19 protein-coding genes are annotated in these 18,388 nt (G+C 64.3%); 12 read left to right on the forward strand and 7 right to left on the reverse strand.

Annotated elements, in window-relative coordinates; genetic code table 11:
- Positions 1 to 126 precede the first annotated feature (126 nt).
- A complete protein-coding gene (locus BT115_RS15110; RefSeq protein WP_072323449.1) occupies positions 127 to 411 on the reverse strand; it encodes a hypothetical protein in 285 nt (94 codons plus the stop codon).
- A gap of 34 nt (positions 412 to 445) precedes the next feature.
- Positions 446 to 1,333 (reverse strand): phenylalanine 4-monooxygenase, encoded by an 888-nt coding sequence (phhA, locus tag BT115_RS15115; RefSeq protein ID WP_072323450.1) that lies wholly within the window; start codon positions 1,331 to 1,333, stop codon positions 446 to 448.
- A gap of 130 nt (positions 1,334 to 1,463) precedes the next feature.
- Between phhA and BT115_RS15120 the strand changes: the two genes are divergently transcribed.
- The 10 genes from BT115_RS15120 to BT115_RS15165 all read left to right on the forward strand — a co-directional run bounded on the left by BT115_RS15120 (position 1,464) and on the right by BT115_RS15165 (position 8,355).
- Positions 1,464 to 1,943 carry an Lrp/AsnC family transcriptional regulator gene (locus BT115_RS15120; protein ID WP_072323451.1) on the forward strand — a complete coding sequence of 160 codons (480 nt, stop codon included), beginning with the start codon at positions 1,464 to 1,466 and terminating at the stop codon, positions 1,941 to 1,943.
- Between the two features lie 93 nt (positions 1,944 to 2,036).
- Positions 2,037 to 2,837 carry a lysophospholipid acyltransferase family protein gene (locus BT115_RS15125; RefSeq protein ID WP_072323452.1) on the forward strand — a complete coding sequence of 267 codons (801 nt, stop codon included), beginning with the start codon at positions 2,037 to 2,039 and terminating at the stop codon, positions 2,835 to 2,837.
- Complete coding sequence (locus tag BT115_RS15130) at positions 2,834 to 3,835, forward strand: YheT family hydrolase (RefSeq protein WP_072323453.1); 1,002 nt, start codon at positions 2,834 to 2,836, stop codon at positions 3,833 to 3,835. Before BT115_RS15125 ends, BT115_RS15130 begins: the two co-directional genes overlap by 4 nt.
- Positions 3,836 to 3,887: 52 nt before the next feature.
- Positions 3,888 to 4,979: a PQQ-dependent sugar dehydrogenase gene (locus tag BT115_RS15135; RefSeq protein WP_072323454.1), complete on the forward strand. Its 1,092-nt coding sequence runs from the start codon at positions 3,888 to 3,890 to the stop codon at positions 4,977 to 4,979.
- Positions 4,980 to 4,995: 16 nt separating this feature from the next.
- Positions 4,996 to 5,634 carry a YbhB/YbcL family Raf kinase inhibitor-like protein gene (locus BT115_RS15140; RefSeq protein ID WP_072323455.1) on the forward strand — a complete coding sequence of 213 codons (639 nt, stop codon included), beginning with the start codon at positions 4,996 to 4,998 and terminating at the stop codon, positions 5,632 to 5,634.
- A gap of 114 nt (positions 5,635 to 5,748) precedes the next feature.
- Complete coding sequence (locus BT115_RS15145; protein ID WP_046965775.1) at positions 5,749 to 5,907, forward strand: DUF1328 domain-containing protein; 159 nt, start codon at positions 5,749 to 5,751, stop codon at positions 5,905 to 5,907.
- 68 nt (positions 5,908 to 5,975) lie between these two features.
- Entirely contained in the window at positions 5,976 to 6,365 is a 390-nt protein-coding gene (locus BT115_RS15150) for a DUF883 family protein (RefSeq protein ID WP_083527506.1), read from the forward strand.
- A gap of 26 nt (positions 6,366 to 6,391) precedes the next feature.
- Complete coding sequence (locus BT115_RS15155) at positions 6,392 to 6,874, forward strand: phage holin family protein (RefSeq protein WP_250339214.1); 483 nt, start codon at positions 6,392 to 6,394, stop codon at positions 6,872 to 6,874.
- 3 nt (positions 6,875 to 6,877) lie between these two features.
- Positions 6,878 to 7,195, forward strand: coding sequence for a hypothetical protein (locus BT115_RS15160; RefSeq protein ID WP_072323457.1), 318 nt, complete (start codon positions 6,878 to 6,880; stop codon positions 7,193 to 7,195).
- A 5-nt stretch (positions 7,196 to 7,200) separates the two neighbouring features.
- Positions 7,201 to 8,355 carry an AI-2E family transporter gene (locus BT115_RS15165; RefSeq protein WP_255369449.1) on the forward strand — a complete coding sequence of 385 codons (1,155 nt, stop codon included), beginning with the start codon at positions 7,201 to 7,203 and terminating at the stop codon, positions 8,353 to 8,355.
- Between the two features lie 55 nt (positions 8,356 to 8,410).
- On the opposite strand, the gene BT115_RS15170 is transcribed toward BT115_RS15165, so the two are convergent.
- The 5 genes from BT115_RS15170 to BT115_RS15190 form a co-directional block, all read right to left on the reverse strand.
- Positions 8,411 to 8,986 carry a hypothetical protein gene (locus BT115_RS15170; protein ID WP_143144588.1) on the reverse strand — a complete coding sequence of 192 codons (576 nt, stop codon included), beginning with the start codon at positions 8,984 to 8,986 and terminating at the stop codon, positions 8,411 to 8,413.
- A 153-nt stretch (positions 8,987 to 9,139) separates the two neighbouring features.
- The gene (locus tag BT115_RS15175) at positions 9,140 to 9,913 is read right to left on the reverse strand and encodes an SDR family NAD(P)-dependent oxidoreductase (RefSeq protein WP_072323460.1); all 774 of its coding nucleotides are present in this window, start codon (positions 9,911 to 9,913) and stop codon (positions 9,140 to 9,142) included.
- Entirely contained in the window at positions 9,910 to 11,343 is a 1,434-nt protein-coding gene (locus BT115_RS15180) for an efflux transporter outer membrane subunit (protein ID WP_072323461.1), read from the reverse strand. Before BT115_RS15180 ends, BT115_RS15175 begins: the two co-directional genes overlap by 4 nt.
- Position 11,344: 1 nt before the next feature.
- A complete protein-coding gene (locus tag BT115_RS15185; RefSeq protein ID WP_072323462.1) occupies positions 11,345 to 14,536 on the reverse strand; it encodes an efflux RND transporter permease subunit in 3,192 nt (1,063 codons plus the stop codon).
- Between the two features lie 6 nt (positions 14,537 to 14,542).
- Positions 14,543 to 15,748, reverse strand: a complete 1,206-nt coding sequence (locus tag BT115_RS15190; protein ID WP_072323463.1) for an efflux RND transporter periplasmic adaptor subunit — start codon at positions 15,746 to 15,748, stop codon at positions 14,543 to 14,545.
- Positions 15,749 to 15,941: 193 nt separating this feature from the next.
- On the opposite strand from BT115_RS15190, the gene BT115_RS15195 reads away from it, so the two are divergent.
- The gene (locus BT115_RS15195; protein WP_072323464.1) at positions 15,942 to 16,928 is read left to right on the forward strand and encodes a LysR family transcriptional regulator; all 987 of its coding nucleotides are present in this window, start codon (positions 15,942 to 15,944) and stop codon (positions 16,926 to 16,928) included.
- A 118-nt stretch (positions 16,929 to 17,046) separates the two neighbouring features.
- A complete protein-coding gene (locus BT115_RS15200) occupies positions 17,047 to 18,186 on the forward strand; it encodes a serine hydrolase domain-containing protein (RefSeq protein WP_255369450.1) in 1,140 nt (379 codons plus the stop codon).
- Positions 18,187 to 18,388 lie beyond the last annotated feature (202 nt).

Here is an 18,388-nt window from a genome sequence, read left to right on the forward strand (position 1 = left end):
AGCGTGGCGTAAGGCGGTGGCCTTGCCGCCCTCTGCGACCGGGTGCGACGAGCCTGGACCCTACTAACGAAAACGGGCGGGCCGGTTTCCCGACCCGCCCGCTGGGGGCAACACTGTGTTTGCGACTCAGGCGTGCTGGACGCGCGATGCGTACGGCTTGATCGACGTGTCGAAAGCGCGCCAGACGCCGTCGTTGCCTTCGATGTTCAGCACGATGTCGGATGCCGCGTTGGCGGCCTCGATACGGCGTGCCTCGTTGATGGCGCACTCAAGGGCGTCGTCGCGCGAGCAGAACTCGCCGACCTCGAACTCGTTCTTCTGAAGAAGCCACAGCCCCGGACCGACGGACTCGAACGGAATATCGAAGACGACCACGATGGACCCACCCTGTTTGAACGGAAGTGGTGACATCGTAGGCATCCGTTCGTTAGGCCGCCGTTGAGATTCAGTTGTCTCCGCCGGAAACGAAGCCTTCCCGAGTGCCTCGCTGGTAGATCGTATCGGTCGGGAGCACATCACCCGCGGCGAACGCCTGGCCCTGGGCGAGCTTGGCGTAGATCGGCGTGAAGTCCGGCCCGGTGGCGTCGAACAGTTGCTCGAAGTTGTCGATCACGAAGTAGGTCTGCTGGAACGTATCGATCCGGTACCGGGTGTTCATCACCCGCTCCAGGTCGAAACCCAGACGGTTGGGGGCGGCGGAATCGATGGAGTAGATGGACTCGCCCTTGGAACTCACGATGCCGGCGCCGTAGATACGCAGGCCCCGTTCCGTGCGGATCAGGCCGAATTCCACCGTGTACCAGTACAGGCGCGTGAGGTTCATCAGCGCCTCGGGCCCGATCGCATGGGCCTTCATGCCACCCTTGCCGTACGCCTGCATGTAATCGGCAAAGACCGGGTTGAGCAGGAGCGGCACGTGGCCGAACAGGTCGTGGAACAGGTCGGGCTCGGCCAGGTAGTCGAGCTGATCTGGCTTTCGGATCCACCAGCTGACCGGAAAGCGGCGGTTGGCGAGGTGATCGAAAAAGACCTCGTCGGGAAGCAGCCCTTCCACGGCCACCAGCTCCCAACCGGTGGCCTTGCCCAGCACCTTGTTGAGGTCGTCGAAACGCGGGATCCCGCCGTCACCGAGGCCGAAGCGCTCCACGCCATCGAGGAATTCCTGACAGGCGTACGAGGGCAGCAGTTCCCGCTGGCGCCGGTACAGGGTGTCCCATACCTCGTGGTCCGTCTTCGAATAGCTGGCCCACGGCTGTTCCACAGTGCCGGTCGCATAGACGGGCACGTAACCGCGGTCGGTTTGTTGGTGTTCGACGCGACGGGGAGTGTCCATGCGAGGCTCCTGGTGGGGTGACGAGAACGACAGATTAGCCGTGATCCGGCGCAATAGGCTTGCAAAGTTGCAAGGCTCACCGCCATAAGCGCAATAATGCGGCGCCTCGCTCACAAATAGAGAAACAAACGTGCAAGCCGCCCTCGACCGCACAGACCTGCGCATTCTCGCTGCGCTCCAGACAAACGGCCGCGCCAGCAATGCCGAGCTGGCGGCGGAGGTAAACCTCTCACCGTCCGCTTGCCTGCGCCGCGTGCAGAAGCTTGAAGCCGATGGCGTGATCGCCGGCTATGGAGCCCGACTGGAACCACGGTCGATCGGGCTGGGCCTGCAGGCCTTCGTTCGCGTGCAGCTCTCCCGGCACGAGGCCGAGGCCATCGAGACGTTCACCGAGCGGGTGGCGGCCTGGGAAGAAGTGGTGGCCTGCCATGCCCTGACCGGCGACATGGATTATCTGCTGCAGGTGTATGTCGCGGACCTCGACGGGTTCTCCCGTTTCCTGCTCGATCGCCTGCTCAATGCCTCCGGTGTGGCGGACGTCAACACCAGCTTCGTGCTGCGCACGGTCAAGGCATCGACAGCCTTGCCGCTGGGAAATGTCCGTCCATGAGCCTCGGCACGACGGCCCAAGCCCACGTGACATAAGAATAAAGCCAGGTTCCCCTAGCGGCAGGACACGCCCATCGTTAATCTTGTGCGCTCGATGGAAGCCGCCACCACCAACCCGACCCCACGCGACCGCCTGCGTCCGCTGCGCTATGTGTGGCGGATACCCCTGCTTTTGCTCCACGTGCTGTTCGGCATTCTGGTCTGCGCGTTCATCCTGAGCTGGGCCGGTGGCGTGATGAAGAACGGCCGCGAGCCGCTCGCCCACCGCACCATTCGCATGTGGTCGACCCTGCTGTTGCGGGTCTTTGGCTTCCGTAGCCGCCGCTTCGGGAAGGCACTGCCCGACCCGGTGCTGTTCGTGGCGAACCACACCTCCTGGCTGGACATCGAACTCCTCCATTCGCAGCGTGCCGCGTGCTTCGTCGCCAAGGCGGAGATCGCACGCTGGCCGCTGGTGGGTTGGATGGCGGCGCGCGGCGGCACGATCTTTCACCGTCGCGGCAACAACCATTCGCTGGCCTCGGTAATGGCCGCCATGGTCGAGCGCCTGCGCGAGGGTCGCTCCGTGGCGGTGTTCCCCGAGGGGGGCACGGGTCACGACGGTGTTCTGCGCGTATTCCACGCCCGCATCTTCCAGGCGGCGCTCGATGCCGATGTGCCGGTGCAGCCCGTGGCGCTGCGTTTTGCACGCAACGGCAAGCGCGTGATCGACGCCGGGTTCCGCCAGGGTGAGAGCTTCATGGGCAATTTCTTGCGCCTGCTCGGTGAGGCGCCGCTCGACGTCGAAGTGCATTTCCTCGAACCCGTGCCGGTCTCCCCGGACGGACGTCGCCGCATGGCGGAGGCTTCGCGTGAACGCATCGCGCAGGCCCTGGATACCGACTCCCCGGCATGAGCCTGCCGACGGGGGCCGATTTTCGTCCGCCATGGCCGCTGCGCAGCGGTCATATCCAGACCATGCTTTCGTCCAGCGGCATTCGCCGCCAGCTGCTGCCGCGCCGTGCGCGTCGGGTGCAGGAACATGCGCAGGAAGTGCTGGTGGATGTCGGGCGAGGCGATCGCCTCAGCGGCCGCTTCACGGCGCAGCGCACCCGCAGCGAGTCGCGTGGTCTCGCCATCCTGTTCCACGGCTGGGAAGGCAGCGTCGATTCCACCTATGTCCTGCAGACCGGCAGCCGCCTGCTCGAGGACGGCTGGGACGTCTTTCGTCTTAACTTTCGCGATCACGGCGACAGCCACGGGCTGAACGAGGCGTTGTTCCATTCCTGCCGTATCGACGAGGTGGTGGCAGCGCTCGGCGAGATTGCACGGATGTTTCCCGCCAAGGCGATCGGCGTGGCGGGCTTCTCGCTCGGCGGCAACTTCGCCTTGCGTGCGGCGATGCTGGCGCCAAAGCTCGGCGTCCCCATCGACTACGTGCTGGCGGTGTGCCCGATCATCGATCCGGCCGAAGGTCTGTTTTCGCTGGAGAGCGATGCGCCCTGGTTCTACCAGGCGTACTTCATGCAGAAGTGGCGCCGTTCCTTGCGCCTGAAGCAGCAGGCCTTTCCGCAGCAGACCTACTTCGAACTCGACGAGTTGCGTCAGAACATGCGTGACCTGACCCGCTCGCTGGTGCTGCGGCATACCGATTTCGATTCGCTGGAAGCCTATCTGGACGGCTATTCCGTCGCGGGCGACCGGCTGATGGACCTGCACCTGCCCGCCACCATCCTGACCTCGCGGGACGACCCCGTGATCCCCGTGACGGCCTTCGATCAGTTGCGCCTGCCACCGAACGTGGAACTGGACATCGCCATGTACGGCGGGCATTGCGGCTTCATCCGCGACTTCAGCATGACCAGCTTCACCGACGATTACATCGCTGCTCGTTTCGACGCTATCGTCCGCTGAGTCATTCGTTGTCCTGACGGAACGGCGGATCATTCCAGCACCGGGAGTCATCATGCGCAGCGCCCTTGTTTTCAGTCTCGCCTTGTCAGCGGCCCCCGTATTCGCCACCCCGCCGCCCATGGCATCGCTGACCTTGCCAGCGGGATTCCACATAGCGGTGTGGACGGACCAGGTGCCCGACGCACGCGAGATGGCGCTCGGCACCAAGAACACGGTGTTCGTCGGCTCGCGCGACGCGGGCAAGGTCTATGCGGTGAGCTATGCCGCCGATGGCCGCGTGGAAAAGGTCCGCACCGTCGCCAGCGGGCTTAAACTGCCGGTCGGCGTGGCGTTCCACAACGGTGACCTCTACGTGTCGGCGGTCAGTCGCATCTATGTGCTGCGCGATCTGGAAAACCACCTGGATACGCCGCCGAAACCCGAACTGGTGACCGACAAGCTGCATACCGAGACCGCCCACGGCTGGAAGTTCATCGCGTTTGGCCCGGACGACAAGCTGTACGTTCCCGTCGGTGCGCCGTGCAACATCTGCGATCGCGGGGACGAGGGCTTTGCGCAGTTATTGAGCATGAATCCCGACGGCACAGGCTTGGAAACCGTCGCCAAGGGCATCCGCAATACCGTGGGCTTCGACTGGCGCCCGAGCGACAAGTCGCTCTGGTTCACGGACAACGGCCGCGACATGCTTGGCGACGACCTCCCCAGCGATGAACTGAACCACGTCACGAAGACGGGCGAACACTTCGGTTATCCGTATTGCCATCAAGGCGACACGCCCGATCCCGAATTCGGCAAGGGCAAGGATTGCAAAAGCTTTACACCGCCCGTGTTGAAGTTGGGAGCGCACGTGGCCGCGCTCGGCATGCGCTTCTACGATGGGAAGCAGTTTCCTGCGGCCTATCGAGGTGCCGCCATCATCGCCGAGCACGGCTCCTGGAACCGTACGGCGAAGTCGGGTTACCGGGTGATGAGCGTGCGTTTCAACGGCAACAAGGTGGCCAGTTATGAACCGCTCGTCGAGGGTTTCCTCAAGGGCGAGAAGGTCTCGGGTCGTCCGGCCGACGTGCAGCCCCTGCCGGATGGCAGCCTGCTCATCAGTGACGACGACAACGGTGCCATCTATCGCGTGACCTACAAGAACTGAGAACGGAGAAAGCCCCATGCGACTCAAGAGCGACAGCATCGAACACGGTAAGCCGATCCCCGCGGCTTACGCTTTCATGGAAGTGGCCGAGCCGGCCAGCGGCGACCGCATCCGGCCCGCCGGCAACATCACGCCCCACCTCGCGTGGACGGAAGTGCCCGCCACGGCCAAGTCGTTCGCGATCGCCGTGATCGATACCGACGTGCCCTCGAAGCCCGACGATGTGAACGTGGAAGGCCGTGAGGTTCGCCGCGACCTGCCGCGCGTGGAGTTCGTCCACTGGCTGATGGCGAACATTCCGCTGGAATGCCGTGAGCTGGCCGAAGGCGCCTGTGGCGAAGGCATCGTGCCGCGCGGCAAGAAGGAGCCGGTGGGTCCGCCCGGATCGGTGCAGGGTCTCAACGACTACACCGGCTGGTTCAAGGGCGACCGCGACATGGAAGGCCATTACCACGGGTACGACGGCCCGTGCCCGCCGTGGAACGACACCATTCCGCATCACTACCACCTCCACGTGTACGCGTTGGACGTGGACCACGTTCCACTGGAAAACGGGTTCTCACTGCAAGAGCTGCGCGACGTGATCGAAGGTCACGTGGTCGCTGAGGCGAAGATCACCGGCACCTATTCGTTGAACCCGAAGGTGAAAGCGTGACGACCGAGTGAAGGCGCGAGGCTGAACGCCCATTGAGCGGGAGCGCCGGGCTTCACGCGGCATGCGCGGGGCGCGGGACTAAATGGTGCCGCGCCACTCCACGGAGATACTCACATGCTGCACTATGCCCTCGTGTTTCTTGTCATTGCGATCATTGCCGCCGTGTTCGGTTTCGGTGGCATCGCGGGTACGGCAGCCGGCATCGCGAAGATCCTGTTCGTCATCTTCCTGATCCTGGCGATCATCTCGTTCTTCCGCGGCCGCAGCGTATAGTTCCGCCGTAACCCCGGCGTCACCTCTTCTGACCTATGTTGCTCGACCACAGCACCGGAGACTGCCCCATGAACAAGCCCGTCGATCATGTCGCCAACGCTGCGACCGCCGCCGCCAACACCGTATCGGCCGCCGAGCGCATTGACGCACGCGCCGAGCGAGTGAAGGAAGCTACCTCCGACGCCGTCGGTCGCACCAAGGATGCCGTTGAGCGCGCTGCCGACAAGGTGGAGCACACCCTTCACAACGCTACGGACAAAGCGGCACACGGCGCCACGCGTGCTGCCGAAAAAGCCGAAGAGGCGAAGCTGCGCGGTAAAGAGGCGTACGGCGAAGCGGTAGAGAAGGTCGACGACTGGCTCGACACCGCCCGCGATTACGTGCGTGAGAAGCCGGTCCAGTCCATTGCACTGGCGATCGCCGCGGGCTGGCTCGCCGGCCGCATTTTCCGCAACTGATTCCATCTTCCCCAGGGGCGTGACGAATGCTGGACGACGGTCCCTCGGGGCGAGACGGTATGGATGGGGCGACGCCAAACGACGAGGCGTCGCCCCGTTCCGCTAAGCCGGTCATGCCTTCATGGGTTGACGATCTTCGGAGCCTCGGCGCCGGACTGAAAGACCTCTTTGCGGCGCAGTGGAGCCTCTTCACCGCCGAGATGGGCTTGGCGCGTAGCGGCATCGTCATGATGCTGTTCATGGGCCTGGCCGCCATCGTTTTCGCCGTGGCGCTGGGCTTTACCCTGCTTGCTCTGGCGGGCTGGGGTCTGGCGCAATGGTTTGGTTCGTGGGCCTGGGCGCTGACCGCGCTCGCCGGCCTGCAACTTGTTCTGTTGATCGTCGCGATCCTCACGTTCCGCCGCGCGATGCATTGGCTTACGCTGCCTGCCACGCGCTCCGAACTTGCGACGCTGGCACGTGAAGCGGCCACGCGCGGCAAAGCGGAAAGTGAACAGGCGGGGGACTAAGGAATGGGCATTTTCAGCAGCATGGCAAAGGTCAGGGCGGCACAGCTGCGTGTAGCCGTCGCGCGCGAGGAAACCGTACGCCCCGCGGCCGCACTGATCGCGCGAGGCTACGAACATCCCCTTACCGTACTGGGCGTAGCCGCCGGGTCCGGATTTCTCCTCAGCAACATCAAGCTGAACCCCATGGCTGTGCCTGGCGTGAGTGGCCTCGTTGCAGGCGGTGTCGCCGACCTGGTCGCGCGCGCTGCGTCCATTGCCGCTGGCACGTTCTTCGGTGACCTGGCGGGCAACGCGGCCGATGCGGCCGACAGCGTGTCATGAGCGACATGACAAGCTCGCTCCCCACGCCGCTGCCCTCTGCGGCGGCACCCGGTGTGGCGGTATCCACACTTCCGAAGCGATTGCGCCGCAAGCCGGGCAGCAGCCGCAGTACGCGCCGCATCTCGCGCCATCTTCGATCGATCCGTATCTCCCTGACCGGCATCATACTGCTGGCCCTCGTCTATACCGTCGCCATCGGCAAATCGCTTCTGGTGCCGCTGGTGCTCGCCGGGTTCATTGGCTTGGCGCTCAATCCCATCGTCGCAGCGGCCGCGCGCGTACGTATTCCGCGCTGGCTGGCGGCAGTCACCGTGATGGTGTTGCTCGGGGTCGGGCTGGTGTCTGCCATCGTCACGCTGTCGACCCCCGCCCTCAACTGGTTTCACGACGCGCCCGCAGCGATGCGTACGTTCGCGCCGAAGATCAAGCCGATGACGCAACAGATCGAAGCCGCGAGTCGGGCGACGCAGAACCTGGTCGGCGGTGCGGCACCGCGTAACGCACCGCAAACGGCCAGCACGCTCGCCTTTACGGTGTGGGACATCGTGGCGGGTGCGCCCAAGGTGCTAGCCAGCGTGCTTACCGTGGCACTGCTGGTGTTCTTCTTTCTCGTCTACGGCGACGAGATCTTGCGGCGAGCCGTCGAAATATCCCCCACGTTCTCGTACAAGCGACACACGGTAAGCATCGTTCGCAGTATTCAGACGGAAGTGTCGAGCTATCTGCTGCTTACCGCAGCCATCAACGTCACGTTGGGCCTTATCACCGCAGGCATGCTCTACCTGTACGACGTACCGGACCCGTTGCTATGGGGCACGGTCGCCACCGTCGCCAATTTCATCCCGTACGTTGGCGCCATCACCACAACGACCGTGTTGGCCGTCGTGGGTGTGCTGCATTTCCAGGAACTCGGCACTGCCCTGCTTCCCGCTGCGACATTCGCAGGTATCACGGCCGTGGAAGGCAATCTGATCACGCCGATGTTGCAAGGTCGGCGCTCACGCCTCAGCCCCGTGGCGATCCTGCTGTGGCTGTTGATCTGGGGTTGGCTGTGGGGGATTCCCGGCGCCTTGCTTGCTGTCCCGATGCTCACCTGCGCGAAGCTGATTACCTTGAAGTTGCGCGGTTGGCAGTGGTTCGCGCACATCGTGTCGCGTTGAGACTATTCGAGCACAAGCCACCGGCAAACCCTACGGTTCGCCGGCGGCTTCGATGTCACATGTGGGGAACGTGCATCGGTGTCGGCATCGGCATGGTCAAGTCGGACCCTCGTCCTTCCACGTGAATGTTGTCGACATATGCTCCGCGCATGAGGTGGAGGAGTACCCTTTGGAACGGTTCGCCGTCCGATAGGCGGACCATCTCGACGCGCACGCGGCGGCGTTCGGGACCATGCCAGAACAGCGTGACGTTCGTGGCGGGACTTGCCGGGTCAGCGCCGTAGAGCATCACAAGGGTACGGATGCGCTCTTCCTGGTTCGGTGGCAGAACGAGCGTAAAGGTCACACGCTCCCATGGCTTATTGAAGGTCAACTCGAAGGTGGCCAGATTCCATTCGGCGGGTGCCGACAACACCATGCCCGACTCCAGGTCATCGTCTACATCGGTCTTTCGGATGACACCCAAACCGCCGAACGGCAGGCTCACGCTGAAGTGATCGAGCACCAGCGGTGTGTCCCGGTGGATCTCCTGTGCCGGTAAGTGGTCGAAGCCTTCGAAGGCATCCTCAGCCATGACAGGCGTGCACAAAAACGTTGCCAGTGCGGCAGCGCATATAAGGATGGATTTCATGGGCGGTCCTCGCGGTGTGGAAAGGGGGCGAGAACTTACGCCTCCCGCCGCCGCGCCATACATAGGACTCGTCCTAAACGATCCCCGTAGGACTACGGGTTGCGACCGCGGTCACACTCCGGCAACGACGCGCCGTCGTATCGAGCGATGTCCCTACCAGGCGATCTTCATGCGGTCGCGAAAGAACCCCCCCGTCGATGCTTCGCGCTCCGCGAGTAATGCAGCCCATACGATGCCCTCCGCACTTTCCGCTGCCGGCCTGCCACCACTTCCGCCGAGTGCCGTCGCCGTCCAGCCGGGGCAGACCGCATTGACCAGAATGCCGCTGCCATTGAGTTCGCGCGCGAGCACTTGGGTGTACGCGTTCAAAGCAGCCTTCGATACGCGATAGGCAGGGCTGTTCTCTCCGCACATCGCGCGCACGGCGCACTCGCTGGAGACGTTCACCACGCGGCCGTACCCATGCCGCTTCATCAATGGGAGGGCGGCAGAACTGAGGCTCCACGCACCGATCAGGTTTACTTCCATGGCGGCGCGAATGGCATCGAGATCGAGTACCGAGGGACGTCCCTCGGCGTCGAAGTACCCGCCGGCATTGTTCACGAGGATGTCGAGGCGACCGGAATGCTCAGCGATATGTGCGATGGCGCGATCGATGTCGTCTTGCTTCGTGACGTCGAGCCGCAGCGCGTGCGCGTCCCCGCCGGCTTGGCGAACGGAACGCGCCGCCTTTTCGCCCTTGCCAGGCTCACGCATGCCCATGAATACCGTGATGCCGAGAGAGGCGAGCTGGCGCGACACCTCGAGACCGATACCGCGATTGGCGCCGCTCACCAGCGCCACGCGCTGGGTGAGCGGCGGTTCCAACGCGACCGTACGGCTTCGCTTCGCCTGCACCGGCAGGCGGTGAACCTTCGCCGTGCTCATGGCACCTTTGCCACCTCGTTGCAGGCTTCGTCGCCGCAAGCCTGCCAGCCGCCACCGAGCGCCTTGTACAACTGCACGGCACGCAGGTTGATGCCGGCTTCCGCTTCGGCAAGCTGGTCTTCAGCCGCGAGCTGGGTGCGTTCGGCATCGAGCAATTCGAGGTAATCCGTGCGGCCTGCGTCGTAGCGAAGCTTGGCAAGCGCCGCCGCGCGGCGACTCTCCGTTGCTTGGACGAGCAGCTTCTCCACGCGATCGCGCTGACGATTGAACGCCACGAGCGAATTGTCGACATCTTCCAGCGCGGTGAGCACCGTGCGGTCGTAGTTTGCACGGGCTTCGTCGGCGCGTGCTTCCGCACCCTTCACACCCGAGCGTACGCGCTGTACGTTCAGCCCGGACCACGAAATGCTGGGTGCGATCGACCACGCGCGCGAATCGGGACCCCCAAAGTTATTACTGCGTCCGGCAAGAAAGCCGATGAAGCCGCCGAGCGAGATGTGCGGGAAGTAATCCGCCTTCGCCACGCCGATGCGCGCGTTGGCAGCGGCCAGCTCGCGTTCGGCGATGCGGATGTCAGGACGGCGCTGCAGCACGTCGTCCGCACCGCCGATGGCGAGCGTCGCATCGATCGGCTTGAACGATGCAGGGGACAGGTCGATGTCCAATTCACCGGGGCGCTGGCCGAGCAGCACTGCGAGGCGGAACTGATCGGCGCTGGCCTGGGTTTCCAGCACGGGCAACTGGGCTTCTACCGCGGCGAGGCGGGCCTTGGCGCTCGCGAGATCCTGCTCTGCGCCCGTACCGACGTCGACGCGTGCCGCGATCACCTTCAGCGAATCCTGCTGGTTGGCGATGTCACGTTTCGCCACGTCGATGCGCAGTTGCGTGCCGCGCAGGTCGAAATAGTTGCGTGCCACTTCGGCGAACAACGTGACCTGCGCGTCGCGCAGCGAGGCCTCACCCGCGGCGGCGTCGGCACGTGCGGCTTCCACCGAGCGTCGAATGCCGCCGAAAAGGTCCAGCTCCCACGACGCATCGAAACCGGCCTGGTAGGCGGTCACCGTCTGCCGTTGATCGCTGAAGCCGGGCTGCTGCTGACGGCTGCGCTGGTAGGACACGCCGGTTTCGATGTCGGGAATCTGCTGCGACTTCGCCGTACCCAGCACGGCACGCGCCTGCGCCAGGCGCGCCACCGCAATCTTCAGATCGGGCGCGTTCTTTGCCGCGCGAACGATCAACGCATCGAGCGTGGGATCGCCGAACTGCTTCCACCACTGTGCCTGGAAGCTCGCGCTGTCCTGGTGCGCAGCGTCGACGCCGATCAGCGTCACCGGCGTTTCCTTCGGTGCCTGATAGTCGGGCCCCACGCTCGCGCAACCCGCGAGCACGAGTGCCGTGAACAAGGCAGTGGAACGAAGAATGGTTTTCATGTCACGACTCCCGGGCTGCATGGGCAAGGAGACGACGCTCGCGGCGTGCCTGGCGGCGCGCCTCCGAGCGCTCGTTCCAGGCGCGGATCAGCACGTAGAACAGCGGGGTGAAGATGAGGCCGAAGAAGGTCACACCAAGCATGCCGGAGAACACGGCGACACCCATGGCATGACGCATCTCTGCGCCGGCACCGTGCGAGGTCACCAGCGGGACCACGCCCATGATGAACGCGAACGACGTCATCAGGATGGGGCGCAGTCGCAGGCGAGCCGCTTCGAGCACGGCGTCCACGCGGTTCATGCCACCGATCTCGGCTTCGCGGGCGAACTCCACGATCAGGATGGCGTTCTTGCAGGCCAGGCCCACCAGCACGATCAAGCCGATCTGGGTAAAGATGTTGTTGTCGCCTCCGGTAATGAACACACCGAAGATCGCGGACAGCAGCACCATCGGCACGATCAGGATCACCGCCAGCGGCAGGCTCAGGCTCTCGTACAGCGACGCCAGTACCAGGAACACCAGCAGCACCGACAGCGGGAACACCAGCACGGCCGTGTTACCGGCGAGGATCTGCTGATAGGTCAGCTCGGTCCACTCGAAGCTCATGCCGTTCGGCAGATTGGCCTTCACCAGCGCTTCCATGGCGTCCTGCGCCTGGCCCGTGCTGAAGCCCGGGGCCGGGCCGCCGTTGATCTCGGCGGTGGGGTAGCCGTTGTAGTGCTGCACACGGTCCGGACCGTTGGTCTGGCGCACCGTCAGGAATGAACCCAGCGGCACGAGATCGCCCGCGGCATTACGCGTCTTCAGGCCGACGATGTCGCTCGGCTCATGACGGAACGACGGCTCCGCCGACACGTTCACCTGATAGGTGCGGCCGAAGCGGTTGAAGTCGTTGACGTAGAGCGAACCGAGGAACGCCTGCATGGTCTGGAACACGTCACCGAGGTCGATGCCTTCCGACTTCGCTTTCTCGCGATCCACGTCGGCATCGAACTGCGGCACGCTTACCTGGTAGCTGGTGAACAGATGCGCGAGTTCCGGCGTCTTCTGGCTGGCAGCGATGATGCCCTGCGTCTGCTTGAACAGTTCCTCGAAGCCGAGACCGCCACGATCCTCGATCTGCATGCGGAAGCCGCCGATCGTGCCGAGACCGTTCACCGGCGGGGGCGGGAAGATCGCGATGTACGCATCCTGGATCGAAGCGAACTTCGCATTCAGCGCTGCCGCGATGGCATCCGCCGAAACATCCGCGCTGCGGCGCTCCTCGAACGGCTTGAGCGTTACGAAGACGATGCCGGCGTTGGTGCTGTTGGTGAAGCCGTTGATCGACAGGCCCGGGAACTGCACAGCGCTTTCCACGCCGGGCTGTGCCAGCGCGATGTCACCCATGCGGCGGATGACGCTCTCGGTGCGATCGAGCGACGCCGCGTCCGGCAACTGCGCGAACGAGACGAGGTACTGCTTGTCCTGCGACGGCACGAAGCCGGTCGGCACCTTGGCAAAGCCGAGGAAGGCCAGGCCCACCAGACCCGCGTACAGCACCAGCACCACCGCCGAGAAGCGCAGAATCTTCTTCACGCCACCGACATAGCTATCGGCGCTGCGCTCGAACGCGCGGTTGAACGGACGGAACAGCCAGCCGAGGCCGCGATCCATCCACACGGTAAGCCTGTCCTTCGGCTCGTCGCGACCCTTCAGCAGAATGGCCGAGAGCGCCGGGCTCAGGGTGAGCGAGTTGAACGCGGAAATCACCGTGGAGATGGCGATGGTGAGCGCGAACTGACGATAGAACTGGCCGGTAAGGCCGCTGATGAAGGCCGCGGGCACGAACACGGCGCAGAGCACGAGCGCAGTCGCGACGATCGGGCCGGTGACCTCGGTCATCGCCTGGCGCGTGGCCATCTTCGGATCGAGACCATGCTCGATGTGTCGCTCCACGTTCTCCACGACCACGATCGCGTCGTCCACCACGATGCCGATCGCCAGCACCAGACCGAACAACGACAGCGCGTTGAGCGAGAAACCCGCGAGGTACATCACTGCGAACGTACCGATGAGCGATACCGGCACGGCCACCAGCGGAATGATCGAGGCGCGCCAGGTCTGCAGGAACAGGATCACCACCAGAACGACAAGCACGATGGCTTCGAACAGCGTGTGCACCACTGCGTCGATCGAGCCACGCACGAACACCGTGGGATCGTAGACGATGGAATAATCCACGCCCTGCGGGAAGTCCTTCTTGAGTTCCGCCATTTCCTTGCGCACTTCATCCGAGATGGCGATGGCGTTGGAGCCCGGGCGCTGGAAGATGGGGATCGCCACCGCTTCGCGGTTGTTGAGCAGGCTGCGCAGCGCGTAGTTGTTCGAGCCCAGCTCCACGCGTGCCACGTCACGCAGATGCGTCACCGAGCCGGTGGGATCGCTACGCACGATGATGTTGAGGAAGTCGTCCTCGCTGACGAGACGACCGCGCGTGTTGATGTTCACCTGGAAGGCGCTGGTGTTCGGACCGGGAGGCGCATTGAGCGAACCGGCCGCCACTTCGATGTTCTGCTCGCGAATCGCCTTGATCACATCGCCCGTGGTGAGGTTGCGGATCGCCAGCTTCTCCGGGTTCATCCAGATGCGCATGCTGTACTCGCCTGCGCCGAACAACTGCACGTCACCCACGCCATCGAGTCGGGCCAGCTGGTCCTTGATGCGCGTGCGTGCGTAGTTCGACAGGTAGAGCATGTCGTAGCGGTGATCGGGCGACGTGAGATGCACGACCATGGTCAGGTCGGGTGAACTCTTGTTCGTCGTCACACCCAGGCGCTGCACTTCTTCCGGCAGGCGCGGCAAGGCCTGCGAAACGCGGTTCTGCACCTGCACCTGCGCGTTGTCCAGATCGGTGCCGAGCGCGAACGTGACGGTCAGCGTCATGGCGCCGTCGCTGGTCGCTTGCGAGGAGGTGTAGAGCATGCCTTCCACGCCGTTGATCTGCTCTTCGAGCGGCGTAGCGACGGTTTCGGCGATTACCTTGGGGTTGGCGCCCGGATAGGAGGCGCGTACGACCACGGTGGGCGGAACGACCTCGGGGTACTCGCTGATCGGCAGCTTGAACACGGCAATACCGCCCGCGATCAGAAACAGCACCGACAGCACGCCCGCCAGGATCGGGCGGTCGACGAAGAATTGAGCGATTTTCATGGTGGATCAGTCCTGGTTCTGCGCCACGCTGTCGACGCCGGCCGGACGCGACGCGACGTTGCGCGCGCTATCCGGTGCCAACGACGCCATCGCCACGCGCTTGGCGTTCACTTCCACACCGGGGCGCACGTGCTGCAAGCCGTTCACCACGACCACGTCGTCGGCGCTCAGGCCCGAATCCACCACGCGCAATCCGTCCACCAGCGGGCCGGTAGACACGCGGCGGTACTCCACCTTCTTGTCCTTGCCGAGCACGTAGACGAACTTGTTGCCGAGATCGGTGCCCACGGCCTTGTCGTCGATCAGCGCACGCGGTTGGCTGTTGCCGCTGCGGAGTTCCACACGGGCGAACAGGCCGGGCGTATAGGCGCCGTCGCCGTTCGGGAACACGGCGCGGAGGCGGATCGTGCCGGCGCCGGCACGCACCTGGTTGTCGATGAAGTCGATCTTGCCCACGTGCGGGTAGCCGTCTTCGTCGGCCAGGCCCATTTCCACTTCCGGCGCGCGGCCGTTCTGGCGGCGCAGGCGGTCGAGCTTCAGGAAGGTCTGCTCGTCGACGTCGAAGTACACGTACATCGGATCGACCGTCACGACGCTGGTCAGCGTGTCGCTCGGCGTCACGAGGTTGCCCGCCGTGATCTGAGCGTTGCTCACCTTGCCGTCTACCGGCGCGCGCACTTCGGTGAACGAGAGATTGAGCCGGGCGTTGTCGAGAGCGGCCTGCACCGAAGCGACCTGGGCCTTCGCGCTGGCGGCGGCCGTGTCCAGGCGATCGGCTTCCTCACGCGAGACGGCGTGCTGCTCGACGAGCTTGGTACCGCGGGCGGCATTGGCTTCGGCATTCTTCGCTTCGGCGCGGGCCTGGGCGAGGTTGGCGGCCAGACGATCGGTTTCCGCCTTGTACGGACGGGGGTCGATGGTGAAGAGCAGGTCGCCCTTCTTCACGGCGGCGCCTTCGCGGAAATGCACCGAGTCGATGTATCCGCTGACCCGAGGGCGGATCTGGATCGTGTCCACCGCCTGGATGCGGCCGGTGAACGTGCTGGCGTCCGAGACCGGGCGCAGCAGCACCTGGGCGACGGTCACTTCCGGCGCGGGCGCCGCCGCGGCGGGCTCGGCCGCGTGGCTGGGCGAACTACCGGCGCTGAGCCAGATCGCCGAGGCGATGGCGCCCGCCAGGGCGGTCGAACCGAACAGAAGTTTCTTCTTCATGGGACGTCCTGAGCTTGCGATGAGGATGAGAAAGGGGGTGGATGGCCGCTCAGCGTGTCGCCTCAACATAGGTTGAGGTCAACTCGGTCCATCGCAGGTGGCGAAATCTAGGTCTTGCTCGTCAAGCGAAAAATGGGTCTACAATCACCCCGCCTGTGACCCCCAGTCACGAATGCGATGCTCGGAGCCAGCGATGGAAGACTTTTCCGCGATCAGCGTTTTCGTACGCGTGGTGGAAGCCAAGAGCTTCTCTTCCGCCGCGCAACACCTTCAGATGACCCCCTCGGGTGTCAGCCGCGCCATCTCGCGGCTTGAAGAAAGCCTCGGTGCGAGACTGTTCTTCCGATCGACGCGTTCTCTGCGTTTGACCGACGATGGCTCCGCGTTCTATGCGCGTTGCAAGGAGATCCTTGCGGATCTCACCGAGGCGACGGAGGCTCTGGGCTATGCCAAGACCAAGCCCGCCGGCAAGCTTCGGGTGGCAGCCTCGTCGGCGGTCGGGCGAGCGGCGATCATTCCCAATCTGGCGGAATTCGAGCGCAAGTACCCGGACATCCGTCTTGAACTGACCATGTGCGACTTCCCGTTCGACTTGAACGAGGAAGGTTTCGATTGCGCTATCCGCATGGGCGAACTGGCCGATTCCAGCCTCATCGCGCGCAAGATCGGGCACTTCAGCAACGTGCTGTGCGCCGCGCCGTCGTACCTCGCCCGGAACGGCATGCCGAAATCGATCGAAGACCTGAAAAGCCATCGCACGGTGAACTTCGTCCACCCGAGCACTGGCAAGCCGTACCAGTGGCAGTTCGATTCGCCCAGCGGCCGCGTGTCGGTCGACGTGGACGCGCACATGCTGATCAACGACGGTGAGTCGGTGATTCAGGCGGCCATTGCCGGCCTGGGCATCATCCAGGCCCCGCACTGCCTGGCGGCCACGGCGCTGGAGAAAGGCCTGCTGGAGATCATCATGACCGACACGATTTCCACGGGCTCCAACCTGTGGATCGTCTACCCGCAGAAGCGTCACCTCTCGGCGCGTGTGCAGGCCTTCATCGAGTGGACCAGCGAACTGTTCCAGCGCACCAGCGAGCCCAAGTGCAAGCTGATGGAACAGCAGCAGGCCGAGCTTGCCCGCCTGCGCAAGACGCGGCAGATCGAAGACATCGCCGCGGTCGCCTGAAACGCGTGCCGGCCTGCGTGGCCGGCTATGGCGCGCCTTCATGAAACTTCATCCGTTCTTCAGGCGTTTCATCTGACGAAGCGCTGCACTCGGGGCTCCCACGACTGGAGCCCCTGCCATGCCTTTCAGCGCCTTTCCCGTTCGTCGGCGTCTCGCCGTCCTTTGCCTTGCCGCAGCCATGACATGGCCTGCGATGGCCGCCTCGTACCAGCCACCCCGGCAGGCGAGTGATGGTTGGCCGGTAGCCGATGCCGCGACCCTCGGCTGGGACGCGTCCACGCTGGCCGGTCTAGAGGACCGGATTGCCGATGGTACCTACAAGAAGATCACCAGCGTGGTGGTCGTCGATCACGGTCGGCTCGTCTACGAGCATTACTTCAACGGTGGCACGCCGGATCTGCTGAACGACGTCCGCTCCGCCAGCAAGAGCCTCACGGCCATGCTCGTCGGTGCCGCCATCGAGCGCGGCGCGATCCGTGACGTGAAGGCGCCCGTGTACGCCTTCTTTCCCGACATCCGCATCGCCCACCCGGATGCCCGGCTCGCCACGATCACGCTCGAAGACCTGCTGACCATGAGTTCGATCTGGGAATGCGACGACGATAATGCGTTCTCCAGCGGGAACGAGGAACGCATGTACGTCACGGAGCGCTGGCTGGAATTTGCGCTCAACCTGCCCATTCGCGGTTACGCGCCATGGGTCACCCGCCCGAAGGATGCGCCCTATGGCCGCACGTTCGCCTACTGCACGGCGGGGGCTTTCGTTGCGGGAGCTGTCGTGGAGCGTGCCACGAAACAACCGTTGGCCGCCTTTGCGCACGAGGCACTCGAGGTGCCCTTGGGCATTACCCAGGTGAAATGGAACGTGTCGAGCGAAGGCATCGGCATGGGCGGTGGCGGCACGCGCTACCGGTCGCGCGATCTCGCGAAGCTCGGTCAACTGGCGGTCGACGGCGGACGATGGCATGGCCGGCAGGTGCTTCCCGGCGCCTGGGTCAAGGCGATGCTGACGCCGCACGCGCAGGCAAGGGACGATGCCGACTACGGCTACCTGTGGTGGCAGTTCCGCTTTCCCGTCCACGGTGTGGCGACAAAGGTGTGGGCCATGAGCGGCAACGGTGGCAACTACGTCTTCGTCTTGCCCGAACGCGGCCTCGTCGCGGTGATCACGAGCCAGGCGTACAACCAGAGCTTTGCCCATCCGCAATCGCAGGCAATCTTCCGCGACGTGGTGCTCAAGGCATTGCCGCTGCCGTAGGCCAAACGGTGGGAGCTTGCCGGTGGGAGCCAGCCTGCTGGCGAAAAGCCAACGAAGCGGTGCAGCCGTGAGGCAAGCACCCATCGCCAGCAGGCTGGCTCCCACCGGCAAGCTGGCTCCCACCGGCAAGTTCGAGGGAATTCATTGTGGGAGCCGCCATGGCGGCGAGAAGCCGACGAAGCGGTGAAGCGGTGAGGCATAT

Origin of the sequence: Luteibacter sp. UNCMF366Tsu5.1 (assembly GCF_900119235.1) — a bacterium.
In the GTDB taxonomy this organism is placed as follows: Bacteria; Pseudomonadota; Gammaproteobacteria; order Xanthomonadales; family Rhodanobacteraceae; genus Luteibacter; species Luteibacter flocculans.

Bases quoted from the DNA above. Each gene is read 5' to 3' on its own strand.
- BT115_RS15110 (WP_072323449.1), bottom strand. From the start codon at position 411: ATGTCACCACTTCCGTTCAAACAGGGTGGGTCCATCGTGGTCGTCTTC.
- phhA (WP_072323450.1), bottom strand. From the start codon at position 1,333: ATGGACACTCCCCGTCGCGTCGAACACCAACAAACCGACCGCGGTTAC.
- BT115_RS15125 (WP_072323452.1), top strand. From the start codon at position 2,037: ATGGAAGCCGCCACCACCAACCCGACCCCACGCGACCGCCTGCGTCCG.
- BT115_RS15130 (WP_072323453.1), top strand. From the start codon at position 2,834: ATGAGCCTGCCGACGGGGGCCGATTTTCGTCCGCCATGGCCGCTGCGC.
- BT115_RS15135 (WP_072323454.1), top strand. From the start codon at position 3,888: ATGCGCAGCGCCCTTGTTTTCAGTCTCGCCTTGTCAGCGGCCCCCGTA.
- BT115_RS15140 (WP_072323455.1), top strand. From the start codon at position 4,996: ATGCGACTCAAGAGCGACAGCATCGAACACGGTAAGCCGATCCCCGCG.
- BT115_RS15145 (WP_046965775.1), top strand. From the start codon at position 5,749: ATGCTGCACTATGCCCTCGTGTTTCTTGTCATTGCGATCATTGCCGCC.
- BT115_RS15150 (WP_083527506.1), top strand. From the start codon at position 5,976: ATGAACAAGCCCGTCGATCATGTCGCCAACGCTGCGACCGCCGCCGCC.
- BT115_RS15155 (WP_250339214.1), top strand. From the start codon at position 6,392: ATGCTGGACGACGGTCCCTCGGGGCGAGACGGTATGGATGGGGCGACG.
- BT115_RS15160 (WP_072323457.1), top strand. From the start codon at position 6,878: ATGGGCATTTTCAGCAGCATGGCAAAGGTCAGGGCGGCACAGCTGCGT.
- BT115_RS15165 (WP_255369449.1), top strand. From the start codon at position 7,201: ATGACAAGCTCGCTCCCCACGCCGCTGCCCTCTGCGGCGGCACCCGGT.
- BT115_RS15170 (WP_143144588.1), bottom strand. From the start codon at position 8,986: ATGAAATCCATCCTTATATGCGCTGCCGCACTGGCAACGTTTTTGTGC.
- BT115_RS15175 (WP_072323460.1), bottom strand. From the start codon at position 9,913: ATGAGCACGGCGAAGGTTCACCGCCTGCCGGTGCAGGCGAAGCGAAGC.
- BT115_RS15180 (WP_072323461.1), bottom strand. From the start codon at position 11,343: ATGAAAACCATTCTTCGTTCCACTGCCTTGTTCACGGCACTCGTGCTC.
- BT115_RS15185 (WP_072323462.1), bottom strand. From the start codon at position 14,536: ATGAAAATCGCTCAATTCTTCGTCGACCGCCCGATCCTGGCGGGCGTG.
- BT115_RS15190 (WP_072323463.1), bottom strand. From the start codon at position 15,748: ATGAAGAAGAAACTTCTGTTCGGTTCGACCGCCCTGGCGGGCGCCATC.
- BT115_RS15195 (WP_072323464.1), top strand. From the start codon at position 15,942: ATGGAAGACTTTTCCGCGATCAGCGTTTTCGTACGCGTGGTGGAAGCC.
- BT115_RS15200 (WP_255369450.1), top strand. From the start codon at position 17,047: ATGCCTTTCAGCGCCTTTCCCGTTCGTCGGCGTCTCGCCGTCCTTTGC.